Raw genomic sequence first — 13786 nt, forward strand, 5'->3', positions numbered from 1 at the left:
CCGGCGCCAGAAAGACAACGGCGCGCAAGAAACGCTAAGCGGACTCCCCCACACCGTCGCTCGCTTGTAGGAGTCAAAGATCCAATGCAATTCGTACGCCTCGCGTTCGCGAGTGCGGTAGCGGCTTCGTTACTGGCCGCTTGCGGCGGAGCCAATCCCAGTTCTCCGGTCTCCGGGATGCCGCAAATGCCTTCGGCGCTGCACGGTAAGCTGCCGAAGCTTCTGCGCGTGGGGCACACACCGGCGCGGCCTCCGCGGCACACGCACGCGATCACCGCGGCCATGCGGCAGCGGGCGAAAGCCGGAGGCTGGGCACCGCTTATGGCGCCGCCGCCGTTTACCAACGGCGCCGGCACCCAGATTCAGATGACTGACGGCACGATTTTGGTGCAAGATTACTGCTCGTCGGACTGGTACCCGCTCATCCCGGATAAGACCGGCAGCTACGTCAACGGCACCTGGGGTAAGAAAACGTCGATGCCTTCCTCGTACGCACCGCTCTACTTTGCCTCGGCGGTTCTGCCGGACGGCAAACTGATCGTCCAGGGCGGTGAGTACCAGTTCTGCAAGTCGGCTGAGACGAACCTCGGCGCGATCTACGATCCCGTCGCCAACACGTGGACGCCCGTAACGGCACCGACAGGCTGGAGCGAGATCGGCGACGGGCAGAGTGCCGTGCTTGCAAACGGAACGTACATGCTCGGCAACTGCTGCTACACGAGTCAGGCCCTGCTCGACGAAAGTTCGCTGTCGTGGACGATCATCGGAAACGGTAAATCGGACACGAACAGCGAGGAAGGCTGGACGCTGCTGCGCAACGGCGAGCTGCTGGACGCGGACGTCTTTGGAGCGCCGAGCTCCGAGCTCTACAACCCGAAGAAGAACAGCTGGTCTTCGGCCGGGACGCTGCCGCAGAACCTCACCCAGGCGTTTGAAATCGGACCTCAGACGATGATGGCCAACAACACCGTCTTCGTCGTCGGTGCAAATCAGTACACTGCGATCTACAATGCGAACACCGGGAAGTGGGGCCAGGGGCCGAACAATCCGGTGATCGGCGGCGCGCAGTACGACGCTGCCGACGCCCCGACGTCGCTGCTGCCCGACGGCGAGGGCATGATCCCGGAGAGCCCGGGCGTCTACGCGACACCGGCGCAGTTCTTCCTCTTCAATGAAAAGAAGTTCAAGCAGATCGCGAATCCGCCGGACGCAATCAATGACTCGAGCTACAACGTCCGGCTGCTGGTCCTGCCCACGGGTCAGATCCTCGAGGACGACGGCTCGACCGACGTCGAGGTGTACAGCGCCAAGGGCGCAAACGTTCCGGTCGCCGGCGGCAGGCCGCAGATCACTTCCGTGGCGACGACGCTCACGCACGGGAGCAGCTACAAGATCTCCGGCAAACGCTTCAGCGGCCTTTCGCAGGCAAACTTCTACGGCGATGACGATCAACAGGCCTCGAACTATCCGCTCGTGCGGATCACGAACTCGGGATCCGGAAACGTCACCTACGCTCGCACCCACGGCTTCAGCTTCATGGGTATCGGATCGAACAGCAAGGTCTCGGCGATGTTCGACGTGCCGTCGAAGATCCAGACCGGTGCGAGCACGATACAGGTCGTAACGAACGGAATTGCGTCGAACCCCGTCAGCGTCACGATCCAGTAGTCGAACCTCGAAGATAACGAAGGCGCCTCGCCGTGCTTAGCACGATGGGCGCCTTCGACTACCTCACGATCCTGACGTCGATCGTGCTGGGCCTTGCGGTAACCAACGTGCTGACCCGCCTCGCCGGCGTCATCACCGCTCGCGAGCGCGTCGATTTTTACTGGCCGCCGATCGCCTGGGGAATCTGGCTTTTCTTCATTGCGGTGCAGCACTGGTGGGCGGAGTGGAGCGTCCGTCACACCGCGCACTGGAGCTTCGGAGCCTTCTGGCTCGTGCTGCTCACGCCGGTCGTTCTCTTCGTGCTGACGTCGCTGGTTTTGCCCGAACCCAAAGCCGAGGCCGCAGTCCTCGATCTCGGCGAGTGGTACTTTCGCAATCGGCGGTGGTTCTTCGGTTTTTTAGCACTCTTGCCGGCGCTCAGCGTCGCCGAGGAGCTGGCCAGAACGGCGCGCATCTCGTCCCCGCTCAACTTTGCGTTTCTCGTCGCCTTCGAAGTCGCAATCGCGCTGGGATACTTTTGGAAATCGAGGCGCGCCCAAGAGTGGCTTACCGCGCAGGCTATGGTGCTGACGGTCGTGTACGTCGTGGTGCTGTTCCTTGCGCTACCGAGTTGAGAGGTCTTTGCGCAGGTAGACCACCCGTTCGGTCTCGCTGAATCCACACGCGGTATGCGCGTGCAGCGAGGCCTCGTTCCAGAGTTGCGTATCGGAGCCCAGTTCCGAATAGCCGTGGTCGCGGCACCACGCTTCGGCGGCCTCCATCAGCCGACGCCCGACGCCGCGTCCTCGCGCCTCCGGCTCAACGTACCATCCCTCGACGAAGGGTACCGGCATCGACGTGCAGCCGTTCGCATACGAGCGTACCCCGAGCTCGAGAAAACCCATCGGCGCCGAGGCCGTCGCGACGAAGGCGGCGATCGGCACCAACAGGCGCGTTCCCGCAAGAAATGCCGCCGCCTCGGCTGCGAGCTCGCCGGGGTCCGCGTCGGGCCACAGGCGGGCGCGCATCGAGGCCCAGGCGGAAGAATCGGCCGATGAGACCGGACGAACTCGGACGTTCATTGAAAGGAAGCAATCACTATGAGATTTGGTACCTTTCTGTTTCGCGCTGCATTCGCCGCAGCGCTCCTGGCGTGCTCTCTGCCGGGGAGGGCGCTCGCCATCGACACGATTCCATTCACGCCGGCTAACGGTTTGATTCAAGTGCAGGGGTCCGTCGACGGCGGCGCGCCCGTACCGATGCTGGTGAACCTCGGCGCCGGCATCGACGTGCTCTCGTCGAGGGTGGGGCGCCGCTTCGTGCGCGTGAACGGCAAGTACGTCAGCTTGCGCTTGAGCGGGGAGCGCGTCGATCTTCCGATCGGCAACGTTAATTCGTTCACGGTCGGTGGCGTAAGTCTCGACGTGCCGCACATCGGCATCTGGAGCGGGCTGGACGGCACCGGCATCGATGGTTTGATTTCGGCGACGGCGTTTCGGAACATCACGACGACGTTCGACTTCCGTACGCAGAAAGTGATCATCGAGGACGCGCAGAGCTTCCCCGAGCGAATCCGGATCGCGACGAAGATCCCGTTGATCTTACAGGACGACCTGGGCATCGCGCTCGGGGTTTTTGCACGGTTCGATTTCGGCGGCGGCAAGATCGGGCTCTGCGAGATCGATACGGGCTCAGCTGGGATCACGATCGACAAGACCTTCGCGGCCGCCAACGGCCTGGTCGAGGGCGGGAAGGCTCGCGTCGCTTCGATCGCCCTGGTCGGCGCCCGCAATACAGCGATCGACGCGCCCCCGGTCAGCCTCGGAAATCTGATCTACGACTGCGACGTCGGCAACTCGTTTTGGGCGGGCCGCAGCTTCACGCTCGACCTCCCAAACCGCTATATGTACGTCTTGGTTGGCCCGTAGCGGTCGAGACGGCGGGTAGGGGTTAACCATAAGACAAGGGGTCGGTCCGTAGCCTAGGGAAAGCGCGTCCTGAAGACTTTCCACGCTTCGGTCTTCAGCTAATTTCCTATACTGCTACCCTACAAGGAGAAGCTATGCGTTTGTTTTCAGCAGCCCTGTGTACGGCAGTTGCCGCTAGCCTTATATCCGGTTGTGCGGGCAACACGTCGGGAACAGGCTCGAACGTACCCACCACCGCGGGTGCGCTAGGTCATGGCGTTGGAGCAGCCGGGCTCCGCGGCATTCCGGTCATGACTGTCGCCAAAAAATACCTGCCGACCCATATTCAACCCCAGCGCGGAAAGCGCGCACCGGCCGCGGCGACCCGTGGCATTTACGTCTCGGCTTTTTACGGCAGCGACGTCTGGGGTTTCCCCAAGAACAATAGCGGCAACGGGCCGGCGACCTGCACGGTACCCGTCACTCCCACCGGCGTCAACAGTTTCGGCGTCGACAACTCTGGGACGCTCATCGTTCCGGACGGTTTCTCGGGCACCTTCGTATATTCGAATAGTTCGATGTGCGGAACGCAGCTCGGCACCATCAGCGATCCCTACGGCCAACCTTCAGATGCAGCGGCAGTCGATGCCGTCAACGGCACCATCGCCCTCGGTAACATCTTCGACAACAGCGATACACCGGGCAGCATCTCGCTTTGCACGCTTTCCAGTGGAACGTGTTCGACGAACCTCACGAATCCGAACATTTTCGAGATGGGCGGCGTCGCCATGTCCTCTAACGGCGACTGCTGGGCGGATGCCATCAACGAATCCGATATTGCGGTCCTCGTCTACTTCCAAGGCTGCTCGGGCGCGGGAGTCCTCACAACCGGATTCAGCAACGGCTTTTACGGCGGCCTCGACATCGATAAAAAGGGCAACCTCGTGACGACCAGCCTGTTCGGGCCGAGCTTCTCGCTCCCCAGCACGGTCAACGTGTACTCGGGATGCAACCCGGCATGTACGCTGCTCAGCTCGACGCCGCTTGCCGGCGAGAGCATCTTCGGGCACGTCGGCCGACAGGGCCTGCGTTACGTGACGACCGATCTCGAGACGGCGGCCACCGAGGTGTATGCGTACAAGCCGACGGGCTTGACGCTCCTGTACAGCTTCACCGGCGGCATCCCCTGCGCAAGCGATGAGTGCGAAGCGGCGGCGTACACCCCGAGCACGAACAAGTAGTCGCTCGCGCTCCTTCGATAATCTGGCCTAAAAAGGGCCGCCGATTCGCACGGCGGCCCTTTTTCTCTTAGTCGTCCCCGATGAATGTCGTGGGCTTGCTGCGGTAGGGTGTAACTCGTTCTTGGAGCCTCCAAAACTCAAGCGGCTTCCCGCCGGCGAGCTTCTTAAAACGGCGGGGGCTCTGCTTGTAATCCAGCGCATCGCCGGCGGGATCGGCAGCGCGCGTGTCCGATGGTGCCAGCTGCCCGAGACCGAAGTTGTCTTCCATGAATCGCAGCACGCTCGCGGTCTCATACTGGACGTGCGTCACGCGCCCTCGCCGGGCGTAGGGTGAGACGATCAGCAGCGGTACGCGAAATCCAAGGCCGTCGTAGTCCGCGTGTACCGGTTTCACGGGATCGAACCAGCCGCCCCAGTCGTCCCACATCACAAAGATAACGGTAGATTTCCAGAATCGGCTCGTTCCGACGGCGTTGACGAGCGAAGCGACCCACGCCGGGCCCGTCTTTGAATTGAGTCCTGGATGATCGGAGTTTTCATACGTCGGCGTGATCCAGGTGATCTCGGCCAGTTCGCCACTAGCGATATCGGAAAGAAACTGGGAGGGCGGACTGATCACGTCGGCGCTCCAATCCGGACCGTTGTAGATCGGGCTGTCCGCCTGATAGGCATTCCATAGGTTCCCGTCGCCGTCAATCGGCCCGGCGTAGAATCGCCAACTAACGCGTGCCGCATCGGCTTCGCTGGCGATGGTCGGATTGTCGAAGCAGGCGACGATCGGCGACCCGTACGTGCGCGCGAGGGTCAGCGTCGGTACGGTATCCTGTTCTCCGCCCTCACATCCCCAATACGATTGCGGTGAATCAACGGCCTGGCTTGAGTAACCCGCGACCGCGTATTGGTGGGAGATGAAGCTTCCGTCCAGGTTTGAAGCAAACATGTGGTCGGCCAGGACGTACTGTTTGGCGAGATCCCAATAAGGCTTAATCTCGGTGCGCGGCACGTACGCGTACGCCGGGTTTTTTGGCGCACCGAATCCCGCCTGCAGATTATTCCAGCCGTCCATCTTGCACCGGGTCCCAGGCAGCTTTCCGCGGCCATCGCACGCGGTGAAGAAAGCCGCTGAAAAGTGTTCGATATCCCAGGCCTGTGCAAGATCTTGCGAATGCAACGGAACCTTGGCGCCGTTCGAGTCAAGTCCGTATTTTTGCGTTTGGGCCCCTGGATAGCTCATGAACAGGTTATTGAACGAGCGATTCTCCTGAATGATGAAGACGACGTGTTGGATCGGCGTGCCGCTGCCGGTCAGCGGGCGGGCAAAGGATCCGCCGCTGCGAACCGGCGCGGGCGCGTTGAGGGCATTGGCGTCGCAAGCCGGCAGCACGAGCAGAAAAGCAAGCGGCCATGCGACGCGAGAAGACCATCCCATACAGAGCTCCTCTCGGTAAAAGGCATGCTTTGCTGCACAAAAGCTCGCGACCCTGCGAGGCGGCGATTTGAAGGAAAGACACCGGCCGAGCAGAGGCGAAGTTGCGGCAGGTATGGTCATTTCGAGCGCGGCGCGTTACGGCTCGCTTTTTTGCATAGCCGCAGTCGTTAGCGGGTGCGCGGGAGAGCAGGTTGCACCGGCGCCGCTTCCCGCGGCTGCGGTGCGCCGCCCGGCTCGCGACGCAAGGCCGTCATGGGTGGCGCCGGACGCCAAAAAGATCCCGTTGCTCTACGTCACCGATCTCGGTACGGGCGACGTGTATATCTACGCCTATCGCACGGGCGCTCTGAAAGGAACGCTGCGGGGCTTCAGCCGGCCGTGGGGACTCTGCGTTGACCGGGCCGGAAGCGTTTACGTAACCGATAATGACGCCCAGCTGATTCATAAGTACGCACACGGCGGAACCAAGCCGACTGCAACGCTGAAGGACCCGGGTGAGACACCGGGAGGCTGCGCGGTCGATCCGACGACCGGAGACCTCGCGATTGCCAATGTCAGTAATCTTGGCAGCGAGCCCGGCGACGTCGCGATCTATCGCAAAGGGCGCGCGCCACGACGTAGCTTCAAAGACCCGGGGATCAACTACTACGAGTACTGCAGCTACGACAACCACGGCAATCTCTTCGTTGACGGGCAAAAAGGGGGAGCGTTTGTTTTCGCGGAGCTCTCCGCAGTGAGCCACGCGTTTACGGATATCGACTTGAATGCCAGCATTCAGTTCGGCGGCAGCGTTCAGTGGGATGGAACGCAAGTCGCCGTTGGCGATTATACCGCCCACAAGATCGACGAGTTTGACATCGGTCCGAGCGGCGCGACCGAGGTCGGATCGACGAAGCTCGACGGGGCGACGTTTGCCGTACAGTTTTTGATCGACGGCGCCAAAATAGTATCACCGGACGCCGGCGGCGCAGACGTGCTATTCTGGAATTATCCGACCGGCGGCTCGCCGGTCTCAACCCTAGGCGGCTTGCAGACGCCCTGGGGCGTTGCAGTCAGCCCCGCTAAGTAACCGCGCGCCCCCGGCGGGTTGCACCCGAGCGACGAACGTCGCGCACGAAACACCCGCGTTACATCCAGCGTAGATCTTGCATGATGAGGACGACCGTCGTCGCGCTCGCAGTATGGCTCGCTTTCATCGCGCGAGCACAGGCTGCGCCCCTTGCGCCGGGGCTCTACACCGCTTCCGGACACACGATCTATGTCGGCGTCGAACATGAGCTGCCCGCTCCCCCCTCCAACGACTTCTTCGATCCGGCTTCACAGCAGACCGGTGATCTGCACATCTCGTCCGACCTGCATCTGCAGCGCGGCATCTTAGAAAAACGAGAGACTCTCGAAGCACCGGGCGGCCGGCTGGGATTTTCGCTCTACTATGCGGGCCAACGGCCGCGTGCCACCGTGATTCTGGTCCACGGCAACGATCCGGAGTCGAGAGAAATGGGGTTCATCATCCCCTTTTTCGTCCTCAATGGAATTAACGTCATCAGTTACGATCAACGGGGCGTAGGCCAATCGGCCGGAAACTGGTTTCTCAGCGGCCCGCGGCAGCGAGCCGACGACGTCGCAGCCATCTACGACATTATCGGCAGCGACTATCAGGTGGATCCGCACCGCATAGGCCTCTGGGCATTTAGCAATGGAGGTTGGACCGCGCCGCTGGTCGCGCTTCACTGGCCGATCGCGTTTATGATTCTAAAGAGCGCTCCCACGGAATCCCTGGCCCGGAATATTGACTACGAGGTCGAGCAAGTGATGCGCCGGCACGGCGTGGAAGCCGACTTGCCGCAGGCGATCGCCCTCTGGCACGCATTCGACCGGGCACTCGACGGCACCATCTCCTGGGACGAGGCAAAGCGCCGCTACGACGCCGGCGCAAAGCAGGCCTGGTTCAAGTATTCGCTGATGCCGGACCTTGGCATATCGATTCCTCCGCCGCCCTCGATGATCCCGGGACTGCGGCGCTTGGTCACCTTCGATCCGACGAGCACGCTGCTGCGCATCTCGAAGACTCCGACCCTCGCGCTCTACGGTGCGCTCGATCGAAACGTTAACGCTGCGGATTCAGCGGCGCATCTACGCGAGTATCTCACGCGCGCCGGTAATCGCGACGTAACGATCAAGACCTATCCGGGTGCGGGGCACCAGCTCATCGTATCGAAGAGCGGCTACAACGGGGATTTTACGCCGCCGCAGCGATTCGTCCCCGGATACCCGCAAGTCATGATCGACTGGCTAACGCAGCGACGATTTACCAACGAGCTTCTCCCCAACTTTTAGCGGGTGCGCCGCTGCGCACGCGCATTCAATCGGGGAGAAGCGTAAATGCCGTTCTCTATTGAGTGAGTTCGTGCAGCGTGTTCGTTTTGGTATCGGTATAGTAGAGCACCGTATCGCTATCGCTCGTACCAGACGCGACAAGCCCAAAGACGCGAGCAGTCGCGCCCGTGTCGACGGTTTTGGTAGCCAGTATCTTCCCCGCCGGCGTCAGCTCCACGAGCTTGTTCCCACCCTTGGTATTGGCGACGATGAGGTTTCCGTTGGGTAGAAGAGCTGAAGCTACGGGCGCGTTGAGCGGAGCACCGCTATAGACGAGCGTCGCGCACGTGGCTTTTGCGTGAGCGCACTTGAATTTCTTCCCACCGGGCTGCACGACGATCTCGTCCTTCTCCAGCAGGTTGCTCGCGTTCGAAATGGAGACGACCGTATTATCGACCCCGTCCACTAGATACAACGTGTCGTTGCAAAGGCTGCCGGTTTTTGTACTATTATATTGTATTCCCGACGGGCCCAAGATGCTCCAACCGGAGCCCTTATTAATCCCGAAGCCGGATATCACTTCGGTCGCCGTCGTCTGGCCGCCACTGACAGAAATGAATGACAGCTTGATAATTGCGCCGGTCTTGGAATCTGAAACGTAGATGTCCTCGGGCGCGTAAGGCTCACCGCAGAACGCATCGGCGTCGGCGAACGGAGCCTCGAGGTGCGAACTGAAACTATGCTTGAGCAAACCGGTCTGGTCGAACTGCGAAACGGCGCCGCTCAGCATCCCCGCGCCGTAGACCTGATTTGTCTCGGTGACGGCATTGCCGTCGCAGCCCAGTACCTTGGAATTCTGCGTAAAGGTCGCGGGCTTGGAGTGCGGCCTCGGATTGAGTACTTCGATCGTGCTACCTTTCCCGGCAGCGCCCGCAGAGTTTTCGAAGTTGCAGACGAGCAGCTGCCCCTTCTTGAGCCCGAAGGTCGATCGGACCAACGAGATCGCGCGCGGACCCTGGTCGCCATTTTTCGGATCGACCGTGGAACCGATTTCGACGTCCTTGGTAAGCTTTTTCAGAATAGAGGTCGTGTCGTCGGGAACGATCGAAGCCGCTCCCGGCGCAGAGACTTGCGATGTAATTGAGGCTTGTGAGACGGAATTGCTTCCCGCTGCTCCGCTTGGAACGGTGGTATTTCCGCTACACGCCGAAGTCGCAAGAAGTATTCCCGCGATCGGCACAAGAACGCGATGGTTGAAAGTTGGCATCCTTAAATCTGGCTCCTAACGCAGTGATGACAAGGTCGGGTTCGAAGCGCTTCATTCGTCGCCGGCAAGCGCAAGTGCTTCTGGGGCCGCCGCTCGCGCTCGTGATGGCTTGACCCGGCAACTAAACCAAGCATGAGTACGGCCGCCCCTTCGCATAGGGAACCGCAAGGCCCTTTCGTCTTTACAGAGTTATCGCGTTAGTGTTCCTTGCGCGAGATAATGCTGCGAGGCCCCGCGGGGGCGGTGCGGTCTCGGTCGAGAAGATAACCTGCGATCGTTTCTACTTGTAAGGGAGCAACCTAGTAATGAATACGACCAGTTTAATGAAATACGCCGGCGCCGTTGGAGCACTTGCGATATGCGCGGCGTGCGGCGGCGGCTCGTCGGTTGCGCCGTCAACCGCCGTGCTCAATGGCGAACACATCGGTCGGGCAGCCACCGCGGACGGGAGGCTGTCGACGGCAGCGCGCCCGAATCTCAATGCGCTGCTGCCTTACCCGACGATCGTTCCCGACCAAGCGGCAAAGTCGAAGTCGAAGTACTTCGAATATGTCATCAGCTTTTACGGCAGCTTCGCCAGCATCTTCAACTATCCGAAGAGCCATAATCAAATCGGTACGATCAATAACGTCGGCGGCCAGGGGTGTACGAACGTGCTCTACGGCTACGGCAAGAAAACGTTCTGGATCGTTGCCGGCTCCGACCAGATCACGGAATACCAAGTCCCTCAGAAGCCGATCAAGACGCTCTCCGTGCCTTCCAGCAGCATGCCGTCGAGCTGCGCCATGAATACCGTCGGCGACCTTGCCGTCGGGATCTTGGATGGGGCTAATTCGGGCGCTGTCGCCATCTTCAAGCACGCGAGCGGCTCCCCCAAGTTCATTGGGACACCGTTGGGTAGAGAGTACTTCGACGGTTATGACCCCCAGGGAAACCTCTTTTTCGACGGTTTTACCCCCGGTTCGTCCTTCCAGCTCGACGAGATCCCGAAGGGCACCAATACCGTTAAAACGATCGCGACGAGCAACACGATTTTGTTTCCCGGTTCCGTGCAGTGGGACGGCACGTACATGACGGTCTTCGATCAGAGGGCGAACAATCTGTATCGGTACTCGATCAGTGGAACGAAGGCGAACCTGAAGGGCACGGTATCCTTCTCGGGTTCCAGCGACTGCGCGCAGACCTGGATCGCGACGGGCGTCGTCTACTGCGGGGACGCAGGTAACGACAACGGCTCGGTCTTCAAATATCCGGCCGGCGGTAAGCAGCTAGCGGTCTTTACGGGAAGCTTCGACGAACCGCTCGGCGTGGTGGCAGCGAAGAAATAAACCTCGCGTTTGCTCATTTGAAGTGTTTGAGGAAAGCGCCGAGGACTCCCTCGGCCTTGTCCTTTGCCTCCAGGATCTGGAGCATATGATGAGATCGCTCGTTGGTAAGATACGGGGCCACAGAGAACCAGCCGCCATCGACGACGATGTCGGTACCCGTAATGTATGCGGACTCGTCGCTCGCAAGAAAGAGCGCCGCAAAGGCGATATCCTCCGCCTTGCCGCTCCTTCGCAGCAATATGGTATTTTCCAGCATACTTGACTGTATCTTTTTTATGACCGGGTTCGACATCATCGACGCGGTCAGATCCGTTTCGATCCAACCCGGCTGGATGACGTTGGAGCGAATGCCCCAATCGGCGTAGACGTAAGCCGCCGAGCGCGACAATCCCTCGAGCGCCCATTTCGAAGACGAGTAGCCGGTGCCGAAGTTGCCGGTGATCCCGGCGACCGATCCGATGTTGACGATCGACCCTCCGCCGGAGTCCCTGATTATCGGAGCACACGTTTGGATGCCGCGCAGCGTGCCGCTTGCTCCTTGACCTGGGCCACCGCGGCGTTCCATTGTTGCTGGTTAACGACGTCGAGTTCGACGAAGTAGGCTCTGCCGCCGGCGCCGTTTATCTCCGCCACCAATGCATCTCCACGCTCTTCGTTACGGCCGGCGACGAATACGGTCGCACCCTCTCGGGCGAAGAGCCGCGCGGACGCGCGCCCCATGCCTCACTTAGCCCCCCAAGATCGTTACGGCGCGTCGAGCGCGCTAGGTCATTTGCACTATCCGGCGCGTGAGCACATTGGCTCGTTTTTGTCAGGTGACCTTTGGCGCTGCTAAAGAGCGTGCTAAGCTAGCGTATCGGGATGCGGGAATTTGCCACCGAGCAAGGAGCAGGACGATGAAGAGCCTCGGCTATAGCGGCTGCGTATTTGGCATTTGCATGGCTGCAGCGATACTCGCAGGCTGCGGTGCAAGTATCGCCACCGTGCCCAGCGCAAGCCAGCCGGATGAGGCGGCGCACTTCTCGTCGCGAGTGCCGACGCTGCCGCTTTCGAGATCGCACTACGCCGAGACGGTCCTCTTTAACTTCAGAGGCAGCACCGGCGCTAACCCCGAGACCGGCCTCGTCCTCGACGAGAATGGGGCGCTTTACGGCACGACAAGCGGCGGAGGCCATGCCGACGGGAACGTCTTCAAGTTGACGCCGGCGGGATCAGGTTACACCGAGAGCTTTCTGTACGGCTTTAGGGGCAGCAGAGGTGCGGGCCCAACCGGTGTGATCCTCGGCAAGGACGGCGCGCTTTATGGTACGACGGTTGGCGGCGGCAGATACAACGAAGGGACCGCGTTCAAGTTGACGCCGTCAAGCTCGGGCTACACGGTGAGCGTCATGCACAGCTTTTGTGCGAGACGCAAGTGCGCGGACGGCGCGGCGCCAAGCGGCGGTCTGGTCTTCGGAAAGGATGGCGCGCTGTACGGCACAACTGGTATCGGCGGCAACGCGTGCCTTAGTGAAGGCGGATGCGGCACCGTCTTCAAGTTGACGCCGTCGGGATCAGGCTATACTGAAAAAGTTCTGTACACCTTTTGTCAGTCCACGTGCGCGTTCTCCAATCCAACAAGCAGTCTGGTCTTCGGAGCGGATGGCGCGCTCTACGGGTCGACCGACGACGATTGCCAGTTAATGGGTAGATGCGGCACCGTCTATAAGTTGACGCCGTCGGGCTCGGGCTACAGCGCAAGCGCTCTGTACACCTTTGAGTGCGGGACCAACGCTCCCATCAACCACCGCGTCAAAGGCCCGAGCGAGAAGCCGTCGCGGGATAACTCCGGCGCCGAGTGTGTTGGCGCGTTTCCGTCCGGCGTGATTTTGGATAAGACGGGCGCGTTATACGGCACGACGTTCGAAGGCGGGCAGTACGCCCGCAGATACCAGCCCGGTCCAGGAACCGTCTTCAAGTTAACGCCGTCAGGCTCGGGCTACACTCAGAGCTTTCTCCACAGCTTCACCGGCGGTAAGGATGGCGGGACACCCGAGGGCGGAGTGATCCTAGGAAAAGGCGGCGTGCTCTACGGGACAACCGGTGGAGGCGGCAAAGCTTGCGGCGGCGTTCCTGGATGCCACGACGGCACCGTCTTCGAGCTAACGCCGTCAGGATCAGGCTACGCCGAGCGCATTATCCATCAATTCGATGGAAGGAATGGCGCCAATCCGGCGGCCGGCCTGATCTCCGACACGACGGGCGCACTCTATAGCACGACCCTTGACGGGGGACCGATCGTAAAGGCACGGTGTTCAAGCTGACGCCCTGACGGGGAACCCACAGCACGTCTGACCTCAACTTTAAGAATGCCTTAACGCCGCGCGGTGCACCCTGCCCGGTGGATGCTTATGCACAAGGCGGGGAAGCCATCGGGCGGTAAGCGGGTCCCATGAGGATCGCAAGATATCGCGTTACCAATTTCCGCTCGATCGTCGACAGCGGCTGGATCGACGTTGATAACGTAACGACCCTAGTGTTGTGAGTTATAAGTTCGTTGCAATAACACGAGACTTTTGGTATACTGGATAAGTGAGGAAATCCAGGCAAACCGTTCGTGGCCGACCCAAGCGAGACCTCAATCTTACGCGCGACGAGCGAGAACAACTGGA

At 60.8% G+C, this 13786-nt stretch carries 12 protein-coding genes; 8 read left to right on the forward strand and 4 right to left on the reverse strand.

The features are described 5' to 3' along the window. Positions 1 to 84: 84 nt before the first annotated feature. The gene (locus VGG51_04025) at positions 85 to 1668 is read left to right on the forward strand and encodes a hypothetical protein (GenBank protein HEY1882190.1); all 1584 of its coding nucleotides are present in this window, start codon (positions 85 to 87) and stop codon (positions 1666 to 1668) included. A 32-nt stretch (positions 1669 to 1700) separates the two neighbouring features. Then, positions 1701 to 2282 (forward strand): hypothetical protein, encoded by a 582-nt coding sequence (locus tag VGG51_04030; protein ID HEY1882191.1) that lies wholly within the window; start codon positions 1701 to 1703, stop codon positions 2280 to 2282. Here VGG51_04030 and VGG51_04035 read toward each other — a convergent pair. Then, complete coding sequence (locus VGG51_04035) at positions 2271 to 2729, reverse strand: GNAT family N-acetyltransferase (protein ID HEY1882192.1); 459 nt, start codon at positions 2727 to 2729, stop codon at positions 2271 to 2273. The genes VGG51_04030 and VGG51_04035 overlap by 12 nt on opposite strands. 18 nt (positions 2730 to 2747) lie before the next feature. Here VGG51_04035 and VGG51_04040 point away from each other — a divergent pair, with 18 nt between their 5' ends. Both VGG51_04040 and VGG51_04045 read left to right on the forward strand, forming a co-directional pair. Then, the gene (locus VGG51_04040) at positions 2748 to 3575 is read left to right on the forward strand and encodes a hypothetical protein (GenBank protein HEY1882193.1); all 828 of its coding nucleotides are present in this window, start codon (positions 2748 to 2750) and stop codon (positions 3573 to 3575) included. Between the two features lie 290 nt (positions 3576 to 3865). After that, positions 3866 to 4795, forward strand: coding sequence for a hypothetical protein (locus VGG51_04045; GenBank protein HEY1882194.1), 930 nt, complete (start codon positions 3866 to 3868; stop codon positions 4793 to 4795). Between the two features lie 67 nt (positions 4796 to 4862). On the opposite strand, the gene VGG51_04050 is transcribed toward VGG51_04045, so the two are convergent. Continuing rightward, positions 4863 to 6224 (reverse strand): alkaline phosphatase family protein, encoded by a 1362-nt coding sequence (locus VGG51_04050; protein HEY1882195.1) that lies wholly within the window; start codon positions 6222 to 6224, stop codon positions 4863 to 4865. Positions 6225 to 6336: 112 nt separating this feature from the next. On the opposite strand from VGG51_04050, the gene VGG51_04055 reads away from it, so the two are divergent. Next, positions 6337 to 7293 (forward strand): hypothetical protein, encoded by a 957-nt coding sequence (locus VGG51_04055; protein HEY1882196.1) that lies wholly within the window; start codon positions 6337 to 6339, stop codon positions 7291 to 7293. Between the two features lie 80 nt (positions 7294 to 7373). Then, entirely contained in the window at positions 7374 to 8561 is a 1188-nt protein-coding gene (locus VGG51_04060) for an alpha/beta hydrolase (protein ID HEY1882197.1), read from the forward strand. A gap of 55 nt (positions 8562 to 8616) precedes the next feature. Here the strand turns inward: VGG51_04060 and VGG51_04065 are convergent, their stop codons facing one another. Further along, entirely contained in the window at positions 8617 to 9807 is a 1191-nt protein-coding gene (locus tag VGG51_04065) for a hypothetical protein (GenBank protein HEY1882198.1), read from the reverse strand. Positions 9808 to 10112: 305 nt separating this feature from the next. Here VGG51_04065 and VGG51_04070 point away from each other — a divergent pair, with 305 nt between their 5' ends. After that, the gene (locus VGG51_04070; GenBank protein ID HEY1882199.1) at positions 10113 to 11135 is read left to right on the forward strand and encodes a hypothetical protein; all 1023 of its coding nucleotides are present in this window, start codon (positions 10113 to 10115) and stop codon (positions 11133 to 11135) included. A 13-nt stretch (positions 11136 to 11148) separates the two neighbouring features. Here VGG51_04070 and VGG51_04075 read toward each other — a convergent pair whose 3' ends face one another. Beyond that, positions 11149 to 11700, reverse strand: a complete 552-nt coding sequence (locus VGG51_04075; GenBank protein ID HEY1882200.1) for an SDR family oxidoreductase — start codon at positions 11698 to 11700, stop codon at positions 11149 to 11151. 331 nt (positions 11701 to 12031) lie between these two features. Between VGG51_04075 and VGG51_04080 the strand changes: the two genes are divergently transcribed. Beyond that, positions 12032 to 13438, forward strand: a complete 1407-nt coding sequence (locus VGG51_04080; GenBank protein ID HEY1882201.1) for a choice-of-anchor tandem repeat GloVer-containing protein — start codon at positions 12032 to 12034, stop codon at positions 13436 to 13438. Positions 13439 to 13786: the final 348 nt, after the last annotated feature.

This window comes from Candidatus Cybelea sp., from assembly GCA_036489315.1.
Classification (GTDB): domain Bacteria; phylum Vulcanimicrobiota; class Vulcanimicrobiia; order Vulcanimicrobiales; family Vulcanimicrobiaceae; genus Cybelea.

What these genes read in the sequence shown, in the direction of transcription:
- VGG51_04055 (HEY1882196.1), top strand. Translation starts at nt 6,337, where the DNA reads ATGGTCATTTCGAGCGCGGCGCGTTACGGCTCGCTTTTTTGCATAGCC.
- VGG51_04060 (HEY1882197.1), top strand. Translation starts at nt 7,374, where the DNA reads ATGATGAGGACGACCGTCGTCGCGCTCGCAGTATGGCTCGCTTTCATC.
- VGG51_04040 (HEY1882193.1), top strand. Translation starts at nt 2,748, where the DNA reads ATGAGATTTGGTACCTTTCTGTTTCGCGCTGCATTCGCCGCAGCGCTC.
- VGG51_04035 (HEY1882192.1), bottom strand. Translation starts at nt 2,729, where the DNA reads ATGAACGTCCGAGTTCGTCCGGTCTCATCGGCCGATTCTTCCGCCTGG.
- VGG51_04080 (HEY1882201.1), top strand. Translation starts at nt 12,032, where the DNA reads ATGAAGAGCCTCGGCTATAGCGGCTGCGTATTTGGCATTTGCATGGCT.
- VGG51_04065 (HEY1882198.1), bottom strand. Translation starts at nt 9,807, where the DNA reads ATGCCAACTTTCAACCATCGCGTTCTTGTGCCGATCGCGGGAATACTT.
- VGG51_04070 (HEY1882199.1), top strand. Translation starts at nt 10,113, where the DNA reads ATGAATACGACCAGTTTAATGAAATACGCCGGCGCCGTTGGAGCACTT.
- VGG51_04075 (HEY1882200.1), bottom strand. Translation starts at nt 11,700, where the DNA reads ATGGAACGCCGCGGTGGCCCAGGTCAAGGAGCAAGCGGCACGCTGCGC.
- VGG51_04025 (HEY1882190.1), top strand. Translation starts at nt 85, where the DNA reads ATGCAATTCGTACGCCTCGCGTTCGCGAGTGCGGTAGCGGCTTCGTTA.
- VGG51_04050 (HEY1882195.1), bottom strand. Translation starts at nt 6,224, where the DNA reads ATGGGATGGTCTTCTCGCGTCGCATGGCCGCTTGCTTTTCTGCTCGTG.
- VGG51_04045 (HEY1882194.1), top strand. Translation starts at nt 3,866, where the DNA reads ATGACTGTCGCCAAAAAATACCTGCCGACCCATATTCAACCCCAGCGC.